This window comes from Streptomyces sp. NPDC001980 (assembly GCF_040296885.1).
In the GTDB taxonomy this organism is placed as follows: Bacteria; Actinomycetota; Actinomycetes; order Streptomycetales; family Streptomycetaceae; genus Streptomyces.
In genome coordinates, this window is the sequence record NZ_JBEOYD010000033.1 from 1 (window position 1) to 25,786 (window position 25,786).

Annotated in this window: 21 protein-coding genes; 11 read left to right on the forward strand and 10 right to left on the reverse strand. The window is 73.7% G+C overall.

What is annotated here, in order from left to right; all coding sequences use genetic code 11:
• Positions 1-107: 107 nt before the first annotated feature.
• On the forward strand, positions 108-1,328 hold the full coding sequence (locus tag ABT137_RS36915) for an alpha/beta hydrolase (RefSeq protein ID WP_351715587.1): 1,221 nt from the start codon (positions 108-110) through the stop codon (positions 1,326-1,328).
• A 118-nt stretch (positions 1,329-1,446) separates the two neighbouring features.
• Positions 1,447-2,472: an alcohol dehydrogenase gene (locus tag ABT137_RS36920; RefSeq protein WP_351715589.1), complete on the forward strand. Its 1,026-nt coding sequence runs from the start codon at positions 1,447-1,449 to the stop codon at positions 2,470-2,472.
• A gap of 41 nt (positions 2,473-2,513) precedes the next feature.
• On the opposite strand, the gene ABT137_RS36925 is transcribed toward ABT137_RS36920, so the two are convergent.
• The 3 genes from ABT137_RS36925 to ABT137_RS36935 all read right to left on the reverse strand — a co-directional run bounded on the left by ABT137_RS36925 (position 2,514) and on the right by ABT137_RS36935 (position 5,864).
• On the reverse strand, positions 2,514-2,804 hold the full coding sequence (locus tag ABT137_RS36925) for a hypothetical protein (protein ID WP_351715591.1): 291 nt from the start codon (positions 2,802-2,804) through the stop codon (positions 2,514-2,516).
• Between the two features lie 114 nt (positions 2,805-2,918).
• A complete protein-coding gene (locus tag ABT137_RS36930) occupies positions 2,919-3,863 on the reverse strand; it encodes a polyprenyl synthetase family protein (RefSeq protein WP_351715592.1) in 945 nt (314 codons plus the stop codon).
• Between the two features lie 111 nt (positions 3,864-3,974).
• Positions 3,975-5,864, reverse strand: a complete 1,890-nt coding sequence (locus ABT137_RS36935; RefSeq protein ID WP_351715594.1) for a SpoIIE family protein phosphatase — start codon at positions 5,862-5,864, stop codon at positions 3,975-3,977.
• A 316-nt stretch (positions 5,865-6,180) separates the two neighbouring features.
• Here ABT137_RS36935 and ABT137_RS36940 point away from each other — a divergent pair, with 316 nt between their 5' ends.
• Entirely contained in the window at positions 6,181-10,233 is a 4,053-nt protein-coding gene (locus tag ABT137_RS36940; RefSeq protein ID WP_502984638.1) for a bifunctional nitrate reductase/sulfite reductase flavoprotein subunit alpha, read from the forward strand.
• Between the two features lie 3 nt (positions 10,234-10,236).
• Here ABT137_RS36940 and ABT137_RS36945 read toward each other — a convergent pair whose 3' ends face one another.
• Complete coding sequence (locus tag ABT137_RS36945) at positions 10,237-11,325, reverse strand: helix-turn-helix domain-containing protein (protein ID WP_351715595.1); 1,089 nt, start codon at positions 11,323-11,325, stop codon at positions 10,237-10,239.
• A gap of 194 nt (positions 11,326-11,519) precedes the next feature.
• On the opposite strand from ABT137_RS36945, the gene ABT137_RS36950 reads away from it, so the two are divergent.
• Together ABT137_RS36950 and ABT137_RS36955 are read left to right on the forward strand one after the other, a co-directional pair.
• Positions 11,520-13,574 carry a xanthine dehydrogenase family protein molybdopterin-binding subunit gene (locus tag ABT137_RS36950; RefSeq protein ID WP_351715760.1) on the forward strand — a complete coding sequence of 685 codons (2,055 nt, stop codon included), beginning with the start codon at positions 11,520-11,522 and terminating at the stop codon, positions 13,572-13,574.
• 31 nt (positions 13,575-13,605) lie between these two features.
• On the forward strand, positions 13,606-14,064 hold the full coding sequence (locus ABT137_RS36955) for a (2Fe-2S)-binding protein (RefSeq protein ID WP_351715597.1): 459 nt from the start codon (positions 13,606-13,608) through the stop codon (positions 14,062-14,064).
• A gap of 276 nt (positions 14,065-14,340) precedes the next feature.
• Here the strand turns inward: ABT137_RS36955 and ABT137_RS36960 are convergent, their stop codons facing one another.
• A complete protein-coding gene (locus ABT137_RS36960) occupies positions 14,341-15,315 on the reverse strand; it encodes an alpha/beta hydrolase (protein WP_351715599.1) in 975 nt (324 codons plus the stop codon).
• Positions 15,316-15,580: 265 nt separating this feature from the next.
• On the opposite strand from ABT137_RS36960, the gene ABT137_RS36965 reads away from it, so the two are divergent.
• Complete coding sequence (locus tag ABT137_RS36965; RefSeq protein ID WP_351715601.1) at positions 15,581-16,462, forward strand: LLM class F420-dependent oxidoreductase; 882 nt, start codon at positions 15,581-15,583, stop codon at positions 16,460-16,462.
• A gap of 62 nt (positions 16,463-16,524) precedes the next feature.
• On the opposite strand, the gene ABT137_RS36970 is transcribed toward ABT137_RS36965, so the two are convergent.
• A complete protein-coding gene (locus tag ABT137_RS36970; RefSeq protein ID WP_351715603.1) occupies positions 16,525-17,082 on the reverse strand; it encodes an NAD(P)H-dependent oxidoreductase in 558 nt (185 codons plus the stop codon).
• A 100-nt stretch (positions 17,083-17,182) separates the two neighbouring features.
• Between ABT137_RS36970 and ABT137_RS36975 the strand changes: the two genes are divergently transcribed.
• Positions 17,183-17,863, forward strand: a complete 681-nt coding sequence (locus ABT137_RS36975; protein WP_351715605.1) for a TetR/AcrR family transcriptional regulator — start codon at positions 17,183-17,185, stop codon at positions 17,861-17,863.
• Here ABT137_RS36975 and ABT137_RS36980 read toward each other — a convergent pair.
• Both ABT137_RS36980 and ABT137_RS36985 read right to left on the reverse strand, forming a co-directional pair.
• Positions 17,838-19,004, reverse strand: a complete 1,167-nt coding sequence (locus ABT137_RS36980) for an FAD-dependent oxidoreductase (protein ID WP_351715607.1) — start codon at positions 19,002-19,004, stop codon at positions 17,838-17,840. The genes ABT137_RS36975 and ABT137_RS36980 overlap by 26 nt on opposite strands.
• A 9-nt stretch (positions 19,005-19,013) precedes the next feature.
• Positions 19,014-19,685, reverse strand: a complete 672-nt coding sequence (locus ABT137_RS36985) for a TetR/AcrR family transcriptional regulator (protein ID WP_351715609.1) — start codon at positions 19,683-19,685, stop codon at positions 19,014-19,016.
• 159 nt (positions 19,686-19,844) lie between these two features.
• On the opposite strand from ABT137_RS36985, the gene ABT137_RS36990 reads away from it, so the two are divergent.
• Complete coding sequence (locus ABT137_RS36990; RefSeq protein WP_351715611.1) at positions 19,845-20,891, forward strand: LacI family DNA-binding transcriptional regulator; 1,047 nt, start codon at positions 19,845-19,847, stop codon at positions 20,889-20,891.
• A gap of 170 nt (positions 20,892-21,061) precedes the next feature.
• Here ABT137_RS36990 and trxA read toward each other — a convergent pair whose 3' ends face one another.
• Positions 21,062-21,442, reverse strand: coding sequence for a thioredoxin (trxA, locus tag ABT137_RS36995; protein ID WP_351715613.1), 381 nt, complete (start codon positions 21,440-21,442; stop codon positions 21,062-21,064).
• Between the two features lie 136 nt (positions 21,443-21,578).
• Here trxA and ABT137_RS37000 point away from each other — a divergent pair, with 136 nt between their 5' ends.
• Positions 21,579-23,006 (forward strand): dihydrolipoyl dehydrogenase family protein, encoded by a 1,428-nt coding sequence (locus ABT137_RS37000; RefSeq protein WP_351715614.1) that lies wholly within the window; start codon positions 21,579-21,581, stop codon positions 23,004-23,006.
• Between the two features lie 123 nt (positions 23,007-23,129).
• Here the strand turns inward: ABT137_RS37000 and ABT137_RS37005 are convergent, their stop codons facing one another.
• Positions 23,130-23,774: a peptide deformylase gene (locus ABT137_RS37005; protein ID WP_351715615.1), complete on the reverse strand. Its 645-nt coding sequence runs from the start codon at positions 23,772-23,774 to the stop codon at positions 23,130-23,132.
• Between the two features lie 123 nt (positions 23,775-23,897).
• Here ABT137_RS37005 and ABT137_RS37010 point away from each other — a divergent pair, with 123 nt between their 5' ends.
• Positions 23,898-25,310: a PepSY-associated TM helix domain-containing protein gene (locus ABT137_RS37010; protein ID WP_351715617.1), complete on the forward strand. Its 1,413-nt coding sequence runs from the start codon at positions 23,898-23,900 to the stop codon at positions 25,308-25,310.
• Positions 25,311-25,368: 58 nt separating this feature from the next.
• On the forward strand, positions 25,369-25,785 hold the full coding sequence (locus ABT137_RS37015; protein ID WP_351715618.1) for a BlaI/MecI/CopY family transcriptional regulator: 417 nt from the start codon (positions 25,369-25,371) through the stop codon (positions 25,783-25,785).
• Position 25,786: the final 1 nt, after the last annotated feature.

Genomic DNA, 25,786 nt, shown 5'->3' on the forward strand with positions numbered 1-25,786 from the left:
ATATTCGAAAGTTTAAAACACAAACGAGTTCGAGTAAAACGCCAAGAGAGTATATTGCGGCGACCGGCCCCCACCGGCCCGCACCCGAACGAGAGACACGCACCTCCATGCACAACAACCCCCCAGCCACCCGGGCCCGGCGCACCGCCCGCGCCGCGTTGCTCGTGGTGGCCGTCGCCGTCGCCCTGTTCGTCCTCCTCGGACAGCTGACGGCGGTGCTGCCCGTCGGCTTCTGGTCGCCGGTCCTGTCGGTCCTGGCGCTCCAGCTGCCGATGCTCCTGCTCTCCATCGTCCGGGACACCTTCGGCTCCTGGAACATCGTGCTGGCGGCCCTGGCCCTGGCCGTCGGCATCCTCACCCTGCGCCGCCGGGGCGGGCGGCGGCTCCCCGTCGCCGTCACCGCGCTGAGCGGAACCGCGCTGCTGCTCACCCTGGTCACCACCACCGTGCAGGTGTTCTCGGTGCACGGCGCGACCGGCGACTGGTTCGTGTTCTCGCCGGCCTCTCCGGCGAAGGCCGCGGGCCGGGGGCCCGACCGGACCGTCACGTACGCCACGGTCGGCGGCGAGCAGCTGAAGGCGGACCTCTACCTGCCGAAGACGAAGGCCGCCGCGCCGCTCGTGGTCAGCATCCACGGCGGCGGGTTCATCTCCGGCTCCCGCGGCCCGACCCCGTACACGGGCTGGCTGGCCGACCAGGGCTACGCCGTCCTCGACGTCGACTACCGGCTGGCCACCAAGACCCGGCACACCTGGAACACCGCGGACGCCGACGTCGGCTGCGCCCTGACCTGGGCCACCGCGCACGCCTCCGAGTACGGGCTGGACATGGACCGGGTGGCCACCTTCGGTGGATCCGCCGGCGGCAACCTGGCCATCAACGTCGCCTACAAGGCCGACGCGGGCACGCTGAAGCCGAGTTGCGGCTCCGCCGCGCAACTGCCGAAGGTGAAGGCCGCGATCGGCTCGTACCCGGTGGTCGACATGACGGCCTCCGTGCCGGACTCCGCGTACGGCGGCCAGGTCGCCGACGAGTACGTCGGCGGCAGCCCCGCCCGCTACCCGGAGCGCTTCCGGGCCGTCGACGCCGCGAACCAGATCGGCCCCGCCGCCCCGCCCACCCTGATCCTCCAGGGCTCCCGCGACCACCTCGTCTTCGCCGACCACACCAAGGCGTTCGCCGACAAACTGACCGCGGCCGGCGTCACGCACCGCTATGTCGAGCTCCCGTTCCTGGAGCACGCCTACGACCAGTCCTCGGTGAACATCGGCACGAAGGCCACCCGGGCGCTGATGCTGCCGTGGCTGCGGAAGTACCTCGGGAGCTGACCGCCGGACCGGGGCGAGGGTGCCGCCCGGGGCTCGACGCGCGCGATCGGCGCGGAGCTGGTGTGCTGGGTGAGGGGGCTTCGGACCCTACCCGTCGTACCCGTTCCGGGAGAGACGCATGAGTATCTACCGAGTCGCGCAGGTGCCCGCCCTGGGCGGGCCGTTCGAGATCGTCGAGCGGGAGGTGCCCAGGCCGGGCCCCGGCCATGTGCGGATCGCCGTGGAGGCCTGCGGCATCTGCCACAGCGACACCTTCTTCGTCACCGCCGCACTGCCGGGTGTCACGTTCCCGGTGGTGCCCGGCCACGAGATCGCCGGGCGGATCGAGGAGCTCGGCGAGGGCATCGAGGACTGGGGCTGGCAGCTCGGCGACCGGGTGGGAGTCGGCTGGTTCGGCGGCAGCTGCGGCCACTGCAAGCCCTGCCGCCAGGGCGACTTCATCGTCTGCGAGAACCTGAAGGTGCCCGGCTGGTCCTACGACGGCGGCTTCGGCCAGCAGGTGATCGCGCCGGTCGACGCCCTGGCCCGCATCCCCGACGGGCTGACCTCGGCCGACGCGGCACCGCTGGGCTGCGCGGGCGTGACCACCTTCAACGGCCTGCGGCGCAGCCCGGCCGAGCCCGGTGACCTGGTCGCCGTCGTCGGGCTCGGCGGACTCGGCCACCTCGGGGTGAAGTACGCGGTGGCCATGGGCTTCGAGACGGTGGCCGTCGCCCGCGGCGCCGAGAAGGCCGACTTCGCCAAGCAGCTCGGCGCCCACCACTACGTCGACTCCACGACCGAGACCCCGGTCGCGGAGGCCCTCCAGTCGCTCGGCGGCGCCAAGGTCGTGCTCGCCACCGCGGGCAACTCCCAGGCGATCACGGCGGCCGTGGACGGGCTGGCGCCCCGGGGCGAACTGGTGGTGATCGGCATCGACCCCGAGCCGCTCGGGATCAGCCCGTTCCAGCTGCTCTCGGGCGCGCGGGTGGTCCGCGGCCATCCGTCCGGCACCGCCCAGGACGTGCAGGACACCATGGAGTTCAGCGCCCTGCACGGAATCCGCCCGACGATCGAGACCGTACCGCTGGAGCAGGCGGACGAGGCGTACCAGAAGATGCTCACCGGGGCCGCGCGCTTCCGCATGGTCCTCACCTACGACTGAACCTACGACTGAGAACGTACGGCTGAACCTACGACCGAGCGTCACGCACCGACCACCGCCACGGCCAGGGCGGTCCGGCCGGTCAGCGCCCACAGGGCCGCGGGCAGCAACACCCGCTCCGGCAGGACCAGCAGCAGGAACACCGGTGCGGTGGATGGCCCGAGCCGGCCCGGAAGCAGCAGCGCCCCGGCGTACCCGGCCACCGCCGGCGCGGCCAGCACCGTCCGCGCCCGGCCGGGACCCTGCCGTACCGGCAGGGTCCGGCAGCCCGCGCGCACGTCGTGCGGGCGGTCGTCGACGGCGAGCAGCAGATTGCCGAAGGTGCCCTGCACGCCCAGCAGCACCGGCGGGGGCGGCCAGCGCGGCGCCGAGCGCGGTGACGACCGGGGTGACCACCAGGTCGTACGGGCGCAGCGTCTCCAGATGGCCGGACAGCCGCCTCAGCGTCAACCGGTACCGCCCGCGCGCCCCGGCTCGGGCGCCAGCGCCTCGGCCGTCCGGCACAGCGCGGCCCGGTGCGGGCCCTGCGGCAGCGCCTCCAGTTCCCGGCGGGCCCGTTCCGCGTACACACGCGCCAGCCGCGTGCACTCCTCCAGCGCGCCCGTCTCCGCCAGCAGCCGCCCCACCTTCTCCGGGTCCTTCGAGACCGGCCCGGCCAGCAGCAGGGGCAGGCTGGGCCGGTCGTTGCGCAGGTCGCTGTCGGCGGGCTTGCCCTCCCGCCCGGCCTCCGGGCCGTACGGCAGCAGGTCGTCGCGGATCTGGAACGCCACCCCGAGCGCGTTGCCGTAGCCGGCCAGGGCCCGGGCCTGCCCCGGCGAGCCGCCGCCCAGCACCGCGCCCGTCTCGCAGCACGCGCTCAGCAGCGCCGCCGTCTTCAGCCGGACCATCTCCAGGTACCCGCCGACCGCGTCCGGCGCCCGGACCGGGTCCAGTTCCCGGGCCACCCCCTGCGCCATCCGCCGGCCGGCCCGCGCCAGCACGCCCACGGCCCGGTTCACGGCCGCCTCCGGCACCCCGCGCCGACCGCACTCCACCACCTGCTCGAACAGCGCGAACATCAGCGCGTCGCCGCCCAGCACGGCCGCGCCCGGCCCGAACCTGGCATGCCCCGACGGCTTGCCGCGGCGCAGCTGGTCGTCGTCGAGGATGTCGTCGTGCAGCAGGCTCGCCACATGCACCAGCTCCACCCCGACCGCCGCGGGCATGACCCGCTCGTACGACCCGCCCACGGCCGCCGCCGACTCCAGCAGCAGCACCGGTCGCAGCAGCTTGCCCGGCGGATGGAGCGCCCAGCGGTGCACCTCCGTGAGCGGACCCTCGGCGTCCCGGGACAGCCAGTCCCGCAGCGCCTGCTCCACGGCGGCCGCCGTGCCGTTCTCCTCGTGCCGCATACCCGGTCCTCACTGCTGATCGCTTCCCTGGCGGTGAACGAGCCACGCACGGCGGTGTCACAAGGCTGCCGGAGGCACGGCGGGCGCGTACCCCGGCGTACAGCCGTGCGCTCAGCCGCGTACCGCGCGGGCCGCGAGCAGCGCGATGTCGTCCTCGGAACCGGCGCCGAGGCGCGCGAGGACCGTGTCGAGGATCTTGTCCAGCGGATCGGTGGGACACAGCGACAGTCCCGTCAGCCGGGCCAGACCGCGGTCGATGTCCTCGCCGCGCCGCTCCACGAGCCCGTCCGTGTACAGGAGCAGCACACCGCCGCGCTCCGGGCTGACGCGCTGCTCGTAGCGGCCGAGCCCGCTGCCCAGCGGCGGACCGACCGGCACCGGGACCAGCTGTATCTCGCCCTGCGGGGTGAGCCAGACCGGCGGCAGATGGCCGGCGCTGGCGTAGGTGAGGGTGGCGACGTCCGCGTCACCGAGCGCGAGGAAGCAGGTGGCCACCCGCTCGAAGCCGGAGTCGGCGACCATGCGGTCCGCGTGCTGGAGGATGCGGCGCGGCGAGAGCCCCGCGAGGGCCAGGGCGCGCAGCGTCGAACGGTAGTGGCTCATCGCCACCGACGCGTCCACCCCGTGGCCCATCACGTCCCCGATGACCAGCATCGTGCGGCCGTCGGGCAGGGCCAGGACGTCGTACCAGTCGCCGCCGATCATCGAGCCGTCGTCGGCGGGACGGTAGCGGGCGGTGGTCTCCACACCGCCGTGCCGCCGCAGCTGGCCGGGCTCGGTCAGCAGGGCCCGCTGCAGTTCCAGGGCCATGGTGTGCTCGCGTTCGAAGCGGACCGCGCGGTCCAGGGCGCGGGCGGCGCGGGCGGCGAGCTCGCGGGCCACCGTGGCGTCCTCGTTCGAGAACGGCGCGGAGTCCCCGGCACGGGCCAGCAGCAGGATGCCGAGCACCCGGCCGTCCGAGACCAGAGGGGCGAGGAGCACCGAGTGGACCCGGGCGGTCAGACACGCCTGGGCGGGCGCCCAGCGCGGGATCAGCGACCGCCACTGCGCCGCGGTGATCGCGTTGCGGCGCCAGATCCGGCCCGCCGCCAGGTTCCGCCGGGTCCCGGTGCCGCGCGGCCAGCCGACCAGGTTGCCGCGCGCGTCGAGGGCCGCCAGCCCGGTGACCAGCCCGGGACGCGTGGCGTACGCCGCGAGCCTGGTCGGCGTCCGCCGTGCCGACACGGTGTCCGGCGGACTGAGCTCCACGCCGGCCGCGTCCGCCAGCTCCGGTACGACGAACTCCGCCAGCTCCCGGCAGGTCCCGGCGACGTCGGTGCCGGTGCCGATCCGGGACGCGGCCGAGTCCAGCAGCGCCAGCCGCCGATGGGCGCGCTCCAGCTCGTACACGTACTGCTGCGGCTCGCTGATCTCCAGGCCCACCCCGGCGACGCCCACCACCTTGCCCGTGCCGTCCACGAGCCGGTGGTAGACGCACCGCCACTCCCGGACCTGGTACGGCGAGTCCACCCAGGTCCGTCCGGTGACGATGGCCTCACGCGGCCGTCCGTCGCGGATGACGTCCCGCAGCACCTGGTCGGGCCGCTGGATGTGCGGCAGCACCTCGTGCTGGGTGCGGCCCAGGTAGGCGGCGGCGGGCAGGCCCGTCGCCCGGGCCATGTGCGGATTGACGTAGAGGTAGCGCAGATCGGTGCCGAGGACGGCGAAGCCCACGGCCGCGTCCTCGACGATGCCGCGCAGCATGTCGAGGTAGCCGATGCCGACGGGGGGTGCGTCCGCCGCGGCCGAAGCCGGTGTGCCCCGCGCGACGGGCGCGACCGGCGTCTTCAGGGTGTCCCGCGCGTCCGGTGGCGTCGGTGTCTTCCGCGCGTCCGGTGGTGTCGGGGTGTCCCGCGCGTCCGGTGGCGTCGGGGTGTCCCGCGCGCCCCGTGACGTCGGTGTGTCCCGCGCGGTCGCCGCCGCCGGTGCGGCCGGTCGTCGTGAGGAGGTGTCCCTGTCCACCCGGTCCTCCTCGCCTGCCCCCTCCCTCGGCCGCCCTCATCGTGCAACAGGTCCCGGCACGGCGCATCCCGGGACGGCTCCGGTCGGCATCCCGGGCGCCGTCGCTCACATCGCCCGGAGCGCGGCTGTGCGGCGGCCTTAACCCCCGTTGATCAGGAGCGGTGACGCCGGTGTAATCAGCCGTACATACCGTCGGGGTCGAATGGAAGAGGCTGACCAGCAGGAACAGGGGGCGCCCGTGGCCGCGCCGGACTCGCGCAGCACCGACACCGGACGGGTGCGGACCGTCTGCTCGTACTGCGGGGTCGGCTGCGGCATGGTCCTGGACATCGGCAGGGGCCCGGACGGCCGCCGTACCGTCCTGAAGGCGTCCGGCGACAAGGAGCACCCGGCGAACTTCGGCCGGCTGTGCACGAAGGGCGCCACCACCGCCGACATGCTGGCCGCTCCCGGCCGCCTGACCACCGCCCTGCTGCGGCCCGAGCGGGGCGCGGAGGCGGTGCCGTCGGCCGTGGACGCGGCGGTCGCCGAGACCGCGCGGCGGCTGCGCGCGATCGTCGACGAGCACGGCCCGGACGCGGTCGCCCTCTACGTCTCCGGCCAGCTGAGCCTGGAGGCCCAGTACCTCGCCAACAAGCTCACCAAGGGCTGGCTCCGCACCAACAACATCGAGTCCAACTCCCGGCTGTGCATGGCCAGCGCCGGCACCGGCTACAAGCTCTCCCTCGGCGCCGACGGCCCGCCCGGCTCGTACCAGGACCTCGACAAGGCGGACGTCTTCCTGGTCATCGGCGCCAACATGGCCGACTGCCACCCCATCCTCTTCCTGCGCCTGATGGACCGGGTGAAGGCGGGCGCGAAGCTGATCGTCGTCGACCCACGCCGTACTGCCACCGCCGAGAAGGCCGACCTGTTCCTGCAGGTCAGGCCCGGCACCGACCTCGCTCTCCTCAACGGCCTGCTCCACCTCCTGTACGAGAACGGGCACACCGACCCCGACTTCGTCGACGCGTACACCGAGGGCTGGGAGGCGATGCCGGAGTTCCTCGCGGACTACCCGCCCGCCGCCGTCGCCGACATCACCGGGATCCCCGAGGCCGACCTGCGCGCGGCGGCCCGGCTGATCGGCGAGGCGGGGGAGTGGACCAGCTGCTGGACCATGGGCCTCAACCAGTCCACGCACGGCACCTGGAACACCAACGCCCTGGTCAACCTGCACCTCGCGACCGGGAAGATCTGCCGCCCCGGCAGCGGCCCGCTCTCCCTCACCGGCCAGCCCAACGCCATGGGCGGCCGGGAGATGGGCTACATGGGCCCCGGGCTGCCCGGCCAGCGGTCGGTGCTCGTCGACGCCGACCGCGCGTTCGTCGAGGAGCAGTGGGGGCTGGCGCCGGGCTCGATCCGCGCCGACGGCGTCGGCAAGGGCACGGTGGAGATGTTCCGGAAGATGGCCGACGGCGAGGTCAAGGCCTGCTGGATCATCTGCACCAACCCCGTCGCCTCCGTCGCCAACCGCCGGACCGTCATCGAAGGCCTGGAGGCCGCCGAGTTCGTCGTCACCCAGGACGTCTTCACCGACACCGAGACCAACGCCTACGCGGACGTCGTCCTGCCCGCCGCCCTGTGGACCGAGACCGAGGGCGTCCTCATCAACAGCGAGCGCAACCTCACCCTCGCCCGCCCCGCCGCCGACCCGCCCGGCGAGGCCACCGCCGACTGGCGGCTGATCGCCGGCGTGGCCCGCGCGATGGGATACGAGGACGGCTTCTCCTACGACAGCGCGGAGGAGATCTTCGAGGAGATCAAGCGTTTCCACAACCCGCAGACCGGCTACGACCTGCGGGGCGTGACCTACGACCGGCTGCGCACCACCCCCGTCCAGTGGCCGGCCGCCACCGCCGACGGCCCCGACCGCAACCCCGTCCGCTACCGCGACGCCGACGGTTCCCTCACCTTCGCCACCGCCTCCGGACGCGCCGTCTTCCACGCCCGGCCGCACCTCGATCCCGCCGAGATGCCGGACGACGACTACCCGTTCGTCCTGAACACCGGCCGCCTCCAGCACCAGTGGCACACCCTGACCAAGACCGCGAAGGTCGCCAAGCTGAACAGGCTCAACCCCGGCCCGTTCGTCGAGGTCCACCCCGAGGACGCGGCCGCGCTCGGACTCGCCGACGGCGACTCGGTGGAGGTCGCCTCACGGCGCGGCCGTGCGGTGCTGCCCGCGGTCGTCACGGACCGGGTGCTGCCCGGCTCCTGCTTCGCGCCGTTCCACTGGAACGACCTGTTCGGCGAGTACCTCAGCGTGAACGCGGTGACCAGCGACGCGGTCGACCCGCTGTCGTTCCAGCCCGAGCTGAAGGTCTGCGCGGTGTCGCTGACCAAGGTGTCCACGCCGGTGAGTGTGCAGGTGCCCGGTGCGGAGGAGGCCCGGGCCGCCGTCGTACCCGCGCCTACCGCCGTCGTAGCCGGTGCCGGTGCCGGTGCCGGTGCCGTCGCGCCGACCGCCGTGCTGCCCTCCGCCGCCTCCGTCTTCGGCCTCGACCCCGCCCCGCCGCCGGTCCTCACCGCACCCGAGCGGCAGTACCTGGTCGGTTTCCTCGCCGGTATCCCGGTCGGCGCCCCCGGCGTCCCCGTGCTGCCGCCGGACGCGCCGTTCAGCCCCGAGCACGCCCTGTGGGTCAACGGCACCCTCGCCGGCATGTACTCCCGGTCCGCCGCGACCCCGGCTCCGCTGCCCACGCCCGGCCGCCAGGTGGTCGTCCTCTGGGCCTCGCAGACCGGCAACGCCGAGGACTTCGCCGCCACCACCGCCGAGCGCCTCACCGCGGGCGGCCACGCCGCCTCCCTCCTCGCCATGGACCAGGCCGACCCGGCCGCCCTGCCCACGGGCGCCGACCTGCTCCTGATCACCAGCACCTTCGGCGACGGCGACGCCCCCGACAACGGCGCCGGTTTCTGGGACGGCCTCGCCGCCCTCGACGCCGGGCGCCTCGAAGGCCGCCGGTACGCCGTGCTGGCCTTCGGCGACTCCAGCTACGACGACTTCTGCGGGCACGGGCGGCGCCTGGACAGCCGGATGGACGAGCTCGGCGCGGTCCGGATCGCGCCGCGCACCGACTGCGAACCGGACTACGGGACCCAGGCGGAGTCCTGGCTCGACCAGGTGCTCGCCGCCCTCAAGGACGAGGCCCCGTCTTCCTCCGCGGCAGCCCCCGCCCCGGCCCCCGTGCCCGCCAGGTCCCGGCGCCCCGCCCCCACCACCGCCCGCCTCGTCGGCAACCGGCCGCTCAGCCTGCCCGGCGCCGGCAAGGAGGTCCGCCGCTTCACCTTCGACACCCGCGACAGCGAGACCCCCCTGGTCTACGAGGCGGGCGACGCGCTCGGCGTCCGTCCTCTCAACTCCCCTGCCCTGGTGACGGAATGGCTGGATGCCGCGGGCCTCGACGCCGCAACCGGCGTGGAGATCAACGGAGTCGGCGAAGTCCCCCTCGCCGAAGCCCTCTCCCGCCATCTGGACATCACCCGCGTCACCCCGGACCTGCTCCGCTTCGCGACCGAACGCACCCGTGATCCTCGCGAGTTGCGGAAACTCCTTCGCCCCGACAACAAGGACGAGCTGGCCAAGTGGTCCTGGGGCCGGCAGGCGGTCGACGTCGTCGGCGAGTTCGGGATCCGCGCCGGCGCCCAGGAGTGGGCGGGCGTCCTCGGCAGGCTGCAGCCGCGCCTGTACTCCATCTCGTCCAGCCCGCTGACCGACCCCCACCAGGTCTCGCTCACCGTCTCCGTCGTCCGCTACGAGAACCTGCGCGGCACGCCCCGGCAGGGCGTCTGCTCGCCGTTCCTCGCCGACGCCGAACCCGGCACGCCGGTCCCGGTGCACGTCCAGCGCTCCCCGCACTTCCGGCCGCCCGCCGACCCGGCGACCCCCATGGTCATGGTCGGCCCCGGCACCGGCGTGGCGCCGTTCGTCGGGTTCCTGGAGGAGCGCCGCGCCCGCGGCCACCGCGCCCCCAACTGGCTGTTCTTCGGCGAACAGCACCGGGCCACCGACTTCTACTACGAGGAGGAGCTCACCGCCCTGCTCGCCGAGGGCACCCTGACCCGCCTCGACACCGCCTTCTCCCGCGACCAGCGCGCCAAGGTCTACGTGCAGGACCGGATGCGCGAACACGGCCCACTGCTCTGGTCCTGGCTCCAGGACGGCGCCCACTTCTACGTCTGCGGCGACGCCTCCCGGATGGCCAAGGACGTCGACCGGGCCCTGAAGGACATCGCCACCGTGCACGGCGGACTGACCGAGGACGAGGCGACCGGGTTCGTCAAGCAGCTGACCGCGGACAAGCGTTACGTCCGGGACGTCTACTGACCCTTACCGGCTGGTCATCAGGTGGTGCATGGTGAGGGCGAGGTGCAGCCGGAACCGGCCCTGCGGGGAGCGCACCGACCAGCCCAGCAGATGCTCGGCGTGCGTCAACCGGTCCTGGAGCGTGGAGTGATGGACGTTGACGTCGGCGGCCGCCGCGCGCAGGCTCGCCGTCGACGCGACCGCGTGCAGCGTACGCAGCATCCAGGGCGCGTCCGCCGCGGCGGCCCGCACCGCGCGGACGTCCGGCGCCGGTTCCGCACCGGGTACGACGAGGTCGGCGAGGAGCGCGACCCCGCCCAGCTCGTCGGCGTGCACGATGGGCGGGCCGCCGGACTCCGGGGCGCCGCCGTCGGAGGTGAACCGCAGCGCGGTACGGGCCGCCGCCCAGGACCGGGGAAGGTCCGCGACGGCCACGGCCGTCCCCACGCCCGCGCGTCCCGTCGGCAGCACCGGCGGCAGGCCGTCGGCCATGATCCGGGGCGTCCCGTCGGCCGCGATCCCGGGCGGCCGTTCGGCCGCGATCCGTGACGGTCCGTCGGTCACGATCCTGGGTGGCCCGTCGGCCACCGCCACCGCCCGGTACCGGGCCGCCGGGTCGGCGGTGTCCAGGCCGAGCCTGCGGGCCGCGTGCAGCCGGGCCGGTAGCGGGGCGCCGCCGTCCAGGACCGTCTCGACCAGCGCGGGGTCGTCCACCGGCGGCCCCGGGGCCCGCCCCCGGGTGCGGTCGAGCACGGACCGTACGGCCGCCGAGGCCCGCTCCAGGATCACCGCGTCGACGACGCTCGGGCCTTCGGCCCCGGCCCGCTCCAGCCACAGCGCCGGCGGCCCGCCCGGCACCAGCGGCGCGCACGGCCACCCGGGCTCGGACGCACCCACCACGTCCGTCCGCCGGCCGTCCGGCTCCACCCGCAGGCGGACCCGCCGCTCCTCGTCGGTCAGCCGCGCCGGACACCCGGCGAGCACGGCGGCCCCGCGCACCAGCGCCTCCAGACCGGCCCTGGTCTCGGCCAGCCGGTCGAAGTAGGCGATGACCGCGACGGCGGCCCCGGCATCCGGGTCCACCGCGGCCAGCCGCCCCGCCAGCTCTTTCATACGGCCATGATGCGCCATCCGGCGGTACGGCGAGGAGAGCCCGGCACCGCAGGCAACCCGCGCGAGCCCCCGCCCCTCCTAGCTGTCGAGACCCGGCGTCCCACAGCGCCGGCACAGGAACCGACCGACAGGAGCCCCGCTTGGACCGCAACGAACCCCCGCGGGCCGCCGCCGGACCGTCCCGCCGGAGATTCATGGTGTACACGGTGGCCGCGACCACCCTCACGGTCGCCGCCCCGCTCGGCTGCGACACTCCACGGGCCGACGGCGCCACCGCGGCCCCCGGCGTCCTGGTCACCGGCACCGACGAGGAGATGCTCGTCCTGGAGGTCACCGCGGCCAACGAGGTCGTCGTACGGCTGCCCCGGGTCGAGGTCGGCCAGGGCATCACGACCGCCGTCGCCATGATGATCGCCGAGGAGCTGGACGCCCGCCTCGCCGATGTCCGGATCCCGCTCGCCGACGCCCGCGGCAAGGGCAACCAGTACACCGGAGGCTCCAGCTCGGTCAGTTCGCTGTACGGCCCGGCCCGGCAGCTGGCCGCCACCGCCCGCGCCCGGCTGGTGACCGCGGCCGCCCGCCGCTGGCGGCTCCCCGCGCGCATCCTGCGCACCTGGAACACCATGGTCGTGGCCCCCGACGGCCGGACGGCCACCTTCGGTTCCCTCACCGCGAGCGCGGCCCGGATCCGTACCCCGGACGTGTCGAGCAAGCCCAAGCCGGCCTCCCGGCACCGGGTGATCGGGAAGCCCACGACCAGGATCGACGCGCGGGACATCGTCACGGGCGCCGCGAAGTACGCCGGCGACCTGGCGGTGGCGGGCGCGAAGCCGACCGTGGTGGCCCGGCCGCCGACCCTGCGCGGCAAGCTGGTCTCCCTCGACGACACGGCGGCCCGCGCTCTGCCCGGCGTCCACGCGGTCGTGAAGATCCCGGGCGGGGTCGCCGTCGTGGCGGACACCTTCCACCACGCCTTCCAGGCCCGGGACGCGCTCAGGATCACCTGGGCGGACGGCCCGCTGGTGCCCCTGTCCGACAAGGAGATCCGCGCCCGGCTGCGGGCCGCGGTGCCCCGGCCCGGCAGCCCGCCGCGCGGATCGACGCAGATCGAGGGCGAGTTCGCGTTCGCGTTCGTCAGCCATGCCCCGATGGAGGTGCTCACGGCCGTCGCCGACGTCCGCTCCGACCGGGCCGAGCTGTGGTTCGCCACCCAGACCCCGATGGACGCCCGCGAGGCCGTCGCCGAGCTGCTGGGGCTCTCGAAGACCGTCGTACGGGTCCATGTGACGCGCGGCGGCGGCTCGTTCGGGCGGCGGCTCAATTTCGACCAGGCGATCGAGGCGGCCCTCGTCTCCAAGGCGGCCCACCGGCCCGTGAAGCTGATGTGGAGCCGCAACGACGACATCCGGCACGGCAGGATGCGCCCCGCCGACCACCACCGGATCCGGGCCAGTGTCGCCGGCGGCCGGGTGGTGGCCTTCCAGCACATGTCGGCCTCGGTGGGGGAGTCGTCCGACGAGCAGGGCCTGACCGCGCAGTCCGGTGCGGTACGTCCGCTGCCCAGTGACAGCGGGCTGTACAACTTCGGCCGGGTGGGCGGCGATTCGGGCGGCATCGAACTGCCGGTACCGCTCGGCGCCTGGCGCTCGGTGGACTCCGGAACCATGCGTACGGCGGAGGAGATCGTCGTCGACGACATCGCCCGCGCGCTGGGCCGGGACCCGGTCGCCTTCCGCCGTACCACCCTGCGCAGCAAGACGGTGCGGACGGTCCTCGCCAAGGCGGCCGCCGCCGGGCACTGGGGGCGCCGGATGCCGGCGGGCACCGCGCAGGGCGTCGCCGTCCACGAGGAGTACGGGTCCGCCGTCGCCTGCCTCGCCGAGATCGACGCCACCGACCCGAAGAACCCCCGGGTCACCAAGGTGGTGATGGCCGCCGACGTCGGTACGGCCGTCAACCCGCGCGGCCTGGAGGCACAGCTCATGGGCACCGCCGTCGACGGCATCTCCACCGTGCTGCGCGCCGGGCTGCACATCGACCGTGGCGCGGTCCGCGAGGGCAGCTTCGCCGACTTCCACTACGCCCGCCAGCGGCACGCCCCGCTGGAGTTCGAGGCCCACATCATCCCGTCCGGCGGGGATCCGGGCGGCGCCGGTGAACTCGGCGTCCCCGCGGCGGCGGGCGCGGTCGCCAACGCCTACGCCCGCGCCACCGGCACGAAGCCCCGCAGCTTCCCCCTCGACTTCTGACCCTGCCGTTCCCAACTCCCAGAAGGCACCGATGCGTTCGTATTCCTTCGTCCTCAACGGCAAACCGGTGACGGTCGAGGCCCCCGCCGACATGCCCCTCCTCTGGGTCCTGCGCGACCTGCTCGGCGTCACCGGCCCCAAGTACGGCTGCGGGGTGGGCGTCTGCCGCGCCTGCACCAGCCACCTCGACGGCGAGGAGATCCAGCCGTGCACGGTCCCGGTCGCCGACTGCGCGGACCGCGCGGTCACCACCATCGAGGGCCTGGCCGACGGCGACACCCTGCACCCCGTCCAACAGGCCTGGGTGGACTGTGACGTGGCCCAGTGCGGCTTCTGCCAGCCCGGCCAGATCATGGCGGCCGCCGCCCTCCTGAAACGCACCCCGCACCCGACGGACGCCGACATCGACGCCATCGAGAACGTCTGCCGCTGCGGCACCTACTCCAGGATCAGGGAGGCGATCAAGAAGGCGTCGGCGAACGGGGGTTGAGCCCCGGCCCCACTCCTTCTCCTGCTGACGCGTGAACGGCGACCAAAGGTACCGAGGCATGGACCATGGACGCCCAGGCACAGAGGATCGGCCGACGCGCCCGCAACCACTCCCGCCCGACGATGGGGTCCATCCGACGAGCGGGAGGTACGAGACGTGAGGACAGCACGGGGGAGTGCGGCCGCCGCCCTGGCCGTGGCGGCCGCACTGGCACCGCGGCCGCCGTACCGCGGGGAACTGGGCCTGGGACCGCGCTGACCGCGGGCCGACCGGCTCTCAGCGCGCCAGCACCCGCCGCAGCCAGTCCACATGTGCCGCCCGTGCCGACTGGGACACGGCGGCCTGTGGGGCGAAGCCGTCGAAGCCGTGGAAGCCGCCGGGCCAGACGTGGAGTTCGGCGATGCCGCCGGACTGCCAGATACGGGAGGCGTAGGTGACGGTCTCGTCGCGGAAGGTCTCGGCGGAGCCGACGTCGAGGAAGGCCGGGGGGAGGCTCGTGAGGTCGGTGGCGCGGGCCGCGGCGGCGTAGGGGGAGACGTCGGGGCCGCCCCGGTGGTCGCCGAGGAGGGCGGTCCAGCCGGTCTCGTTGGAGGTGTGGTCCCAGATGCCGAGGCCCTTCATCTGGTGGCTGGAGGGGGTGTCGTTGCGGTCGTCGAGCATCGGGCAGAGCAGCATCTGGCCGATCACGGACGGGCCCTGACGGTCCCTCAGGAGCAGGGCCAGGGCCGCGGTGAGGCCGCCGCCCGCGCTGGCGCCGGCGATCACGATCCGTTCCGGGTCGCCGCCGATCTCCTGCGCGTGCTCCGCGGTCCACAGCAGGCCCGCGTACACGTCCTCCACCGGCGCCGGATGCGGATGCTCGGGCGCCAGCCGGTACTCCACCGACACCACCACCGCGCCCAGCTCCTTCGCCCAGCCCAGCGGGACGTCCACGCCCACCCGGTTGTTGCCGAGCACCATGCCGCCGCCGTGCACGTGGTAGATCACCGGGAGCGGACCGGAGACGGCCGGGGCGACCGGGCGGCAGATGAGGAGCGAGATCTCGGGGGCGTCCGCCGGTCCGGGCACCGTGCGGTCCTGCACCTCGAACGCGCCGTCCATCGTGAGGTCCAGCTCGGCGAGCAGCTGTATCCCCGCGCCCTCCCGGATCGTGGTGATGTCCGCCATCGTGAACGACGGAGAGATCACGTCCTTGATCAGCTCCAGGGCGGCGGAGAGTTCGGGGTCGAACGGGGGCGGTACGGAGGTCATGGCGGCTCCTCACGGTGGTGCGCTGCGGCTCGTGCACCCATGATCCGCGCGGTCGTGCGCTCCCCGGAGGCCGCCGGACGGCGGAAGCTCCCCGCCATCCGGCGGGTGCCTGTCCGGAAACGTGCCCGGACACGTCGGGCCGCCGGTGCCGAGGCTTGACTTCGAGCGCACTCCAGGACCTAGCGTCGAGGAGGCAGGCGACGATCAGCGCGGAACAGCGGAACAGACGATCCGCGCGGACATCAGGGCGGAACGGAGAACGGCCATGCGCGTGGGCGTGCACATCAACCGGTTCAACCACCCCGGCGGCGGACCCGCACTCGGCGCCGAACTCGCCGCCGCCGGTGCCGCGGCCGAGGCGGCGGGCGTCAGCTGGGTCTCGGTGATGGACCACTACTTCCAGATGGAGTTCAACGGCGGCGCCGAGGACCCCATGCTGGAGGCCTACACCACCCTCGGCTACCTCGCCGGCCGCACCTCCACCGTGCAGCTCGGCGCCCTGGTGACCGGAGTGACGTACCGGCACCCCGGACTCCTCGCCAAGATCGCCACCACCCTGGACGTGGTGTCGGGCGGCCGGGCCACCCTGGGCATCGGCGCCGCCTGGTACGACCGCGAGCACCACGGACTCGGCGTGCCCTACCCGCCGCTCGCGGAGCGCTTCGAGCGGCTGGAGGAGACGCTCAGGATCTGCCTGCAGATGTGGGACCCGGAGAACAACGGCCCCTTCGAGGGCACGTACTACCGGCTCGCGGAGACGCTGTGCAATCCGGCGCCGGTCAGCTCGCCGCGCCCGGAGATCATGATCGGCGGCGGGGGCGAGAAGAAGACCCTGCGGCTGGTCGCCCAGTACGCGGACGCCTGCAACCTGATCCCGGCCTCCCCCGAGGAGCTGCGGCACAAGCTGGAGGTGCTGCGCGGGCACTGCGACACCGTCGGTCGCGACTACGACACCATCCGCAAGACCATCGCGTACACCGGGGACTCGGCCACCGACGGAGACCTGGACGCCTTCACCCGGGACATCGAGGGGTACGCCAAGCTCGGCGTGGACACCGTCATCGTCGGCCCGCGCCTGGGGGAGACCTCGGGGTGGATGGAGAGCTTCGTGGCCCCGGCCGTCCAGCGGCTCGCCGGGATGGAGTGACGAGGCGGGACGCCGAAAACGCGAAAGGGGCCGGCGAGCGCCGGCCCCTTTCAGGGGGTGCCTCAGGCGGCCACGCCCACGTTGCCGTGCAGGCGGGCGACGACCTCGGTCAGCTGGGCGGCGACCTCGGTGTCGTCGGCCGGGTGCGTCTCGGCGAAGCGGGTCACCGAACCGGGGATCGACAGCTTGATGTCCTCGATCACCTTGCCGCCGGCGATGCCCACGGCCTTGCGGGCCTCGTCCTGCGCCCACACGCCGCCGTACTGGCCGAAGGCGGTGCCGATGACGGCGACCGGCTTGCCGCCGAAGGCGCTGGCACCGTACGGGCGGGACAGCCAGTCGATGGCGTTCTTCAGGACGGCCGGGATGGTGCCGTTGTACTCGGGGGAGAAGAGCAGGAAGGCGTCGGCGGCCTGGGCGGCCTCGCGCAGCTTCGCGGCGGCGGCCGGGACGCTGCCCGCGACGTCGATGTCCTCGTTGTAGAACGGGATGTCGGCCAGGCCCTCGAAGACCTCGACCACGGCACCCTCGGGGGCGAGCTTGACGGCCGCCTCGGCGAGCTGGCGGTTGTGCGAACCGGCGCGAAGGCTGCCGACGAGGGCAAGGATGCGGACAGACATGGGGAACTCCAAGGGGGTGAAACACTGCCGTAACGAATCCGGACCGAGGTCCGGTTAATTTCTAACACTCTAAACGGACCTCGGTCCAGTTCTGTTCCCGATGCTTTACGCTGTCTTCATGTCCAGCGTCCTGCCGCCCCTCCCGCAGCCCCAGGAGCCCTTCGACACCCCGCAGTTGCTCGAAGTCGGACCCGCTCCCGAAGAGCCGTGCCTGCGTGCCGACGCGGCCCGCAACCGTGCCCGGCTGCTGGAGGCCGCCGCCCGGCTGATCGCCGAGCACGGGGTGGCCGGCGTGACCATGGAGGCGGTGGCCGCGGCGGCCGAGGTGGGCAAGGGCACGGTCTTCCGCCGCTTCGGCGACCGCACCGGACTGCTGATGGCGCTGCTCGACCACTCCTCGCGGCAGCTCCAGGCGGACTTCCTGGGCGGCCCGCCACCGCTGGGCCCCGGCGCCCGGCCGGTCGAGCGGCTGCGGGCGTTCGGCGTCGCGGTGCTCTACCGCTCGGCGGAGCAGCTGGACCTGCAGCTGGCCGCCCAGCCCGAGCCCACCCGGCGCTACGCCAATCCGCCGATCCAGGCGCTGCGCACGCACATCATGATGCTGCTGCGGCAGATCGAGCCGGACGCCGACTGCGAACTGCTCGCCCAGACGCTGCTCGCGTACCTCGACCCCGCCCAGATCCATCATCTGACCAGGCAGTGCGGGATGCCGATGGAGCGCCTGGAGGCCGGCTGGACCGACCTGGTCGACCGCGTCACGCGGACGGCGCCGCCCCGCTGACGTCCGGCCCGGCGGCGGTGAACATGTCGACCAGGCCCTGCGGCGCGTCGGCGCGGAACAGCATGGCGCCGCTCGCCGCGGAGTCCGCGGCGGACCGCTCGGCGCGCGTGAACATCTTCTCCTCGTAGGCGGCCACGGCGGCCTCGGTGTCGCCGGGGTGCGCGACGAGCGCGAGGCCCAGGTCGGCGCCGTCGATCAGTGCCAGGTTGGCGCCCTCGCCGGCGAACGGCGACATCAGGTGTGCCGCGTCACCGAGCAGGGTGACCCCGGGTGCCCGGTCCCAGCGGTGGCCGGCCGGCAGGGCGTGGATCCGCCGCGGCACCAGCGGGCCCTCGGCGTCCGCGACCAGCGCCCGCAGGCTCTTGTCCCAGTCGCCGAAGTGGTCGAGCACGGCCCGCTTGGCGGCCTCGGCGTCGGTGAAGTCGATCCCGTCCAGCCACTCCTCGGGCGCCTCCACCGCCGTGTACACATGCAGGCTGCCGTCGCTCTCCCGGTGGCCGAGGAAGCCCCGGCCCGCGCCGAGCGCGAACAGCATGCCCCCGCCGACCACTTCGGCGCTCACCGGATGCCGTACGTCCGCGTCCGGCAGGTCCGCCTCCACGAACGAGACCCCGGTGTACGCGGGTCGCGCGTCCGAGACCAGCGGTCGCACCCGGGACCAGGCGCCGTCCGCGCCGACCAGCAGATCGGTCGTGAAGGAGCCGCCGTCCTCGAACGTCACCTCGTGCCGGCCGGCACCGAGCGGGCGGGCGCCGGTGACCTTCGCGCCCCAGCGGATCACGCCCTCCGGCAGAGAGCCGATCAGCAGTCGGCGCAGATCGCCCCGGTCGATCTCCGGCCGTCCGCCGGCGCCTTCGTCGGGGAGGTCCAGCAGGACCCGGGCGTCCTTGTCCAGGATCCGCGTCGCCTGGCCGCCCGCGTGGACGTGCGCCAGGAACGCGTCGTACAGCCCGGCCGCGCGCAGCGCCACCTGACCGGAGTCGTCGTGGATGTCGAGCATGCCGCCCTGGGTGCGGGCCGCGGCGGACGCGTCGAGGTCGAAGACGGCCGCCTCGACGCCGTGCACCAGCAGCACCCGGGCGAGCGTGAGTCCGCCGAGACCGGCACCGACGATCGCGACGGGGTGGTGGGGAGTGGGCATGAAGAGCTCCTAGTCTCGGGGTTCGGGTACGGCGGTGTGCTCGATGCCGTTGATCAGGGCCTGGAAGGCCCAGGACACGCGGGCCTCGGGCGCGCCCGACAGGAGCACCCCGGAGGCGGCGGCGATGTGCGGGTGGGTACGGTCCGACACCTGGCTCAGCGCCCGGCCGAGGGCGTCCCAGTCCTCCTGGGACGCCTCGCCCGCGTGCTCGGCGGCGGTCGCGGTGGCGCGCTGGAGCAGCAGGTCGACGCCCCAGGCGGCCCGCTCGCGCGGCACCCCGCCCTCGTCGAGGAGGCCCAGCAGGGTCTCGATCAGGTCCAGGTAGTGCGGGCCGCTCGGCCATGCGGTCAGCGCGGAGCGGGCGAGGCTCGGATACTCCAGGAGCATCTGCGTGTACGCGATGAGCACCCGCTCCAGCCGCTCCCGCCAGTCGCCCTCGGCCGGGGCCGGGGCCAGCGTGCCGAGCAGCTCGTCCAGGACCGCCGCGTGCAGCTCTGCGGTGTTGCGGACGTAGACGTACAGCGAGGCCGGTCCGGTGTCGAGCTCCTGGGCCAGGCGTCGCATGGTGACCTTCTGCAGACCTTCGGCGCGCAGGATCTCCACGGCGGCGGCCACGATGCCCTCCCTGGTCAGGGCGGGCTTGGCGGGACGCTCCCGGCGGGAGCGGGGGGTGGCTGGCATGCGTCCAGCGTAACGAACATGTTCGTTGAGAACAAGTTCGTGACGAACATGTTCGTCGACCGCCAGGGCCGCCCCTCAGGTCGGGTGGTCGAGGGCCCAACTCGTCGAACGGTCAACCACCTTGCCCCGCCGGTCCCCCCTCCCCGGGCTTCTGCCAAGATGCCGTACGTCATGGTGCACATCCCGAAACCGCCCTCGGCAGCGTCGCCGGTCCCGCGCTCGGTCCCCACGAGCGCCGATGTGGCCCGCCTGGCGGGCGTCTCCCGCGCGACCGTCTCCTACGTCCTCAACAACACCAGTGCCGTCCGGATCAGCGAGCCCACCCGCCGCCGGGTCCACGAGGCCGCGAAGGAACTCGGGTACGTCCCGCACGCGGCCGCCCGCAGCCTGCGCGCCGGACACAGCCGGATGGTCCTGATGCCCGCCCCGGCGATCGCGATGGGCCCGCTGTACGGGCAGTTCATCAACGATCTCCAGTGGGCCCTCAGCCGCCTCGACTACACAGTCGTCCAGTACGGCACCGCGGGCCTGCGCGGTGACGAAGCCGCCCGCGCCTGGGCCGAGTTGAGGCCGGTGGCCGTGCTGGTCCCCGGCTCCGAGCTCGGCCCCGAGGGAGTTGCGGTCCTCAAGCGGGCGGGCGCCCGCGCCGTGGTCACCTTCGGCCCCGAACGCGTCGAGGGCGCCCACGCCCTGCTGATGGACCACGACGCCGTCGGCCACTGCGCCGGACGCCACCTGTACGCTCGTGGCCGGCGCCGGATCGGTGTGGTCGTCCCCGAGGAGACCGGCCTGGAGACCTACTCCCGGCCCCGCCTCGAAGGCGTGCGCCAGGCCCTGCGCGGCACCGACGCGGCGGTGACCCGGGTGCCGCTCGGCTACACGGAACAGGCGGCGGCCGAACTCGCCGCGCGCTGGCCGGAGTTGGGGATCGACGCGGTGTTCGCGTACAACGACGAGTACGCGATGCTGTTAATGCGCGCCCTCCAGGACGAGGGCGTGCGCATCCCCGAGGACACCGCGGTGCTCGGCGCCGACGACCTGATGCTGGGCCGGCTGCTGCGGCCCCGGCTCTCCACGATCCACATCGACCTGCCCTCCGGCCGCGACCTCGCCGAGCTGGTCGACCGTGTGGTGCGCGACCCGGGCGGCGAACCGGAGACGCACCGGGTGCTCGGCGCCTCGGTGGTGCAGCGCGAGTCCAGCTGATCCTGCCGCGGCGGACCCGGAACGGCATCGTCCACACCGGCGAGCGGGCCGTGCACGAGAGCCGTGGCCCCCGTCGGCGGAGCCGCCGCCCCCCGGCACCGGTGCCCGGTTCGGCGGCGAGTCCGGCTTTCCAGTGATCTTTAAGAAGCTATAACTCGACTTACCGGGTCTCACTCGCTCTGCGCACTGCCCTGCTGCGCGGCGATGCTCTTGCGGACCTCGTCCATGTCCAGCTTGCGGGCCTGGCCGATGACGTCCGTCAGGGCGGCCTCCGGCAGGGCACCCGGCTGGGCGAAGACGGCGACCTGGTCGCGGACGATCATCAGGGTCGGGATCGACTGGATACCGAAGGCCTGCGCCAGCTCCGGCTGCGCCTCGGTGTCCACCTTGCCGAAGACCAGGTCGGGGTTGTCCTGCGCGGCCTTCTCGTAGACCGGCGCGAACATCCGGCACGGGCCGCACCAGGACGCCCAGAAGTCGATGAGGACGAACTCGTTCTCGGTGACCGTCTGGTCGAAGTTCTCCTTGGTGAGCTCCACGGTGCTGCTCATGCGTGCTTCCCTCTTCCTGACGTGGGGGGCACCCCGGGGCGGGGCGGAACCGCTCGCGACAACATGTCCGACCGGGCAGGTATTCCGCCTGCCTACCCGTGTGGCCCCCGCGCACACCACCCGCAAGACTGGCCCCATGACGGAAACGGAATCCATCGCTTACGACGTCGTGGTGCTCGGGGCCGGGCCCGTGGGGGAGAACGTCGCCGACCGCACCCGTGCGGCCGGCCTCACCACCGCGGTCGTGGAGAGCGAACTCGTCGGCGGCGAATGCTCGTACTGGGCCTGCATGCCCAGCAAGGCCCTGCTGCGCCCGGTCATCGCCCAGGCCGACGCCCTCCGCCTGCCCGGCCTCGCCCAGGCGGTCCAGGGCCCCCTCGACACCGCCGCGGTCCTCGCCCGCCGCAACTACTTCACCTCGGACTGGAAGGACGACGGCCAGGTCGCCTGGCTCGACGGCATCAGTGCCGACCTCTACCGCGGCCACGGCCGCCTCGCCGGACCCCGCACGGTCACCGTGACCGGCCCCGACGGCACCCTCACCACCCTCACCGCCCGGCACGCGGTCGCGGTATCCACCGGCACCCGTGCCCAGCTGCCCGACCTGCCCGGCCTCGCCGAGGTGAAGCCCTGGACCAGCCGCGAGGCCACCAGCGCCCAGCAGGCACCCGGCCGGCTGATCGTCGTCGGCGGCGGTGTCGTCGCCACCGAGATGGCGACCGCCTGGCAGGCCCTCGGCTCCCGGGTCACCCTCCTGGTCCGCGGCAAGGGCCTGCTCAACCGCATGGAGCCGTTCGCCGGCGAGTTCGTCGCCGACGCCCTCAAGGAGGCCGGCGTCGACGTCCGCACCGGTACGTCCGTCCGGTCGGTCACCCGGGAGAACGGCACGGTCGTGGCCGTGACCGACAGCGGCGACCGCATCGAGGCCGACGAGATCCTCTTCGCCACGGGGCGCGTCCCGCACACCGACGACATCGGTCTCGACACGGTCGGTCTGGAGCCGGGGTCCTGGCTGCTGGTCGACGACACCCTCCTGGTCGAGGGCACCGACTGGCTGTACGCCGTCGGGGACGTGAACCACCGGGCGCTCCTCACCCACCAGGGCAAGTACCAGGCCCGGATCGCGGGCGCGGCGATCGCGGCGCGCGTCGCGGGCACGCCGCTCCTGGACGCGCCGTGGGGTGCGCACGTGGCCACCGCCGACCACCACGCCGTACCGCAGGTCGTCTTCACCGAACCGGAGGCGGCGGCCGTCGGGCTCTCCCTCGCCGAGGCGGAGGAGGCGGGCCACCGGGTGCGGGCCGTCGACGTGGAGTTCTCCTCCGTCGCCGGGGCCGGGCTGTACGCCGACGGCTACAAGGGGCGCGCCCGGATGGTGGTCGACCTGGAGACGGAGATCCTGCACGGGGTCACGTTCGTGGGGCCGGGGGTGGGTGAGCTCATCCACTCGGCGACGATCGCCGTGGCAGGGGAGGTGCCGATCAGCCGGTTGTGGCATGCGGTGCCGTCTTATCCGACGTTGAGTGAGGTTTGGCTGCGGCTGCTTGAGGCGTATCGCGGCTGAGCCTTAGGAGGGTACTGCGCGGTCGGTCGTCGGTCGGCTGCGGCGCCGTCGTGGCTGGTCGCGCAGTTCCTCCCCCAGCCTTCGGCCGGGGGTACCCCCAGCGCCCCTTACGGGGCGCTGTTGTCACGGCAGTTCGAAACCAAGGGCCTCGGCCGCCGTCGCCGGGGTCGGCTGGGCCCAGCGCTCCGCCATCGCCGTGGTGGAGGACAGGGAGCGCAGCTCCGCGCGGTCCAGGTAGAGCATGCCGTCGAGGTGGTCGGTCTCGTGCTGGACGATGCGGGCCGGCCACCCCGTGAACACCTCGTCCAGCGGGTGCCCGTGCTCGTCCGCGCCGGTCAGCCGGACGCTCGCGGGCCGGGCCACCACCGCCTGCCAGCCCGGCAGGCTCAGGCAGCCCTCGAAGAACGCGGCGCGGGCGGTGCCGACCGGTTCGTAGACCGGGTTGACCAGCACCCGGAACGGCTGCGGGACCCGGCCCCGGGCCGCCGCCACCTCCTCCGGCACCGGTGCCGGATCCTCGATGACCGCGATCCGCAGCGGGACGCCGACCTGGGGCGCGGCCAGGCCCACGCCCGGGGCCGCGTGCATGGTGACGCGCAGCGCCTCGACGAAGCGGGCCAGCAGGGCCGGGCCCAGCTGTCCGTCGTACGGCTCGGTTCCGCGCCGCAGGACCGGGTCGCCGGCCGCGACGATGGGCAACGGGCCGCCGGGGGCGAGGAGTTCCTCGATCCGCTCGGCAAGGGGCGCGCGATCACTGGGAGATGCCATCGAGCCAGCATGCCATGGCATGGCGTGTGACTCAGGTCACTTCGACTGGGGGGAACTCCGCCCGGGCGCGCTCCGACTACTGGACCGTCCCCGCCCCGCAGAAGCCCCCCGGAGAAGCCCTCGATGTCCATCGCCCCCTCGACCTCCACGGACGAGGCCCCGCAACCCACCGTCCCGGCCGCGTCCCCGAGCCGCTGGGCCCCGCTGCGCCCGCTCGTCCTGCGTCTGCACTTCTACGCAGGCGTCCTGGTCGCCCCGTTCCTGCTCGTCGCCGCCACCACCGGCCTGCTGTACGCCTTCTCCTTCCAGGCCGAGAAGCTGGTGTACGCCCACGAGCTGACCGTCCCGGTGGGCGGGACCGAGCTGCCGATCTCCGAGCAGGTCGCCGCCGCCCGCAAGGCCCACCCCGAGGGCACGGTCTCCGCGATACGGCCGTCGCCCGAGGCGGACGCGACGACCAGGGTGCTGCTGTCGGGTGTGAAGGGCGTGAACCCGGACCACACCCTCGCGGTGTTCGTCGACCCGTACACCGGCAAGGTGCGCGGCGCGCTCGAACAGTACGGCTCGACGGGCGCGCTCCCGCTGCGCACCTGGATCGACGAACTCCACCGCGACCTGCACCTCGGCGACACCGGTCGGCTCTACAGCGAGTTCGCGGCGAGCTGGCTGTGGGTGATCGCGGGCGGCGGCCTGGTGCTGTGGTTCGCCCGGCGGCGGGCGCTGCGCAAGGTGCGCGGCACCAGCGGGCGGCGCCGCACGCTGGGCCTGCACGGCACCGTCGGCGTCTGGGCCGCCGCCGGTTTCGTCTTCCTCTCGGCGACCGGCCTGACCTGGTCCACCTACGCCGGCGCCAACATCGACGAGCTGCGCACCTCGCTCGGCCAGGCCACCCCGTCCGTCTCGGCGGCCGCGAGCGGCGGCGAGCACGCGGGCCACGGCACGGCGGCCGGGACCGGCGGCGACGCCGAGCACGGCGTCGGCCTGGACAAGGTGCTCGCGGCCGCCCGCGCCGAGGGACTCGGGGACCCCGTCGAGATCGTCCCGCCCGCCGACGCGAACAGCGCCTACGTGGTGCGGCAGGTCCAGCGCAGCTGGCCCGAGAAGCAGGACTCCGTCGCCGTGGACCCGGGCACCGGCGAGGTGACCGACGTCCTGCGCTTCGCCGACTACCCGGTTCTCGCCAAACTCACCCGCTGGGGCATCGACCTGCACACCGGCATCCTCTTCGGCCTGGTCAACCAGCTCGCCCTGGCCCTGCTCGCGCTCGCCCTGATCCTGCTGATCGTGTGGGGCTACCGCATGTGGTGGCAGCGCGGCCGCGGCTCCGCCTTCGGCCGGCCGATCCCGCGCGGGGCCTGGGCGGAGGTCCCGCCGTACCTCCTCGTCCCGGCGATGGCGGTGGTCGCGGTCCTCGGCTACTTCGTGCCGCTGCTCGGGATCCCGCTGGCCGCCTTCCTCGCCGTGGACATCATGCTCGGCGAGATCGCGCACCGTCGCGGCCGGCGGACGTACGGGGGCAGGGCCGGCGTGAAGTAGCGTGGTCAGACACGCCGATGCGGGTGTCACCACATGCTGACGCCGGAGGGAGACGGGTATGGCGCGGGCCCGGCGGGGGCAGGGGGAGCTGGAGGGCCAGGTGCTGGGTGCGCTGCGCGAGGCCGGCGGTCCCGTCACCGCCGCCTGGGTGCAGGAGCGGCTCGGCGGCGACCTCGCCTACACCACCGTCGTGACCATCCTGACCCGGCTGCTCGCCAAGGACGTCGTCGCCCGCGAACGGCAGGGCCGCTCCTTCCTGTGGACGCCGACCGCCGACGTGGCCCGGCTCGCCGCCCTGCGGATGCGCCGGCTCCTCGACGGCGAACGGGACCGCGAGGCGGTGCTCGCCAGCTTCGTCACCGCCCTGCCGCCCGGTGACGAGCAGGTGCTGCGGGCCCTGCTGGAGGCCGCCGGGCCGGGCCCGGTGAACACTCGGAACGTTCCGCCCGCGGACCACGGCGGTACGGAAGACTGAC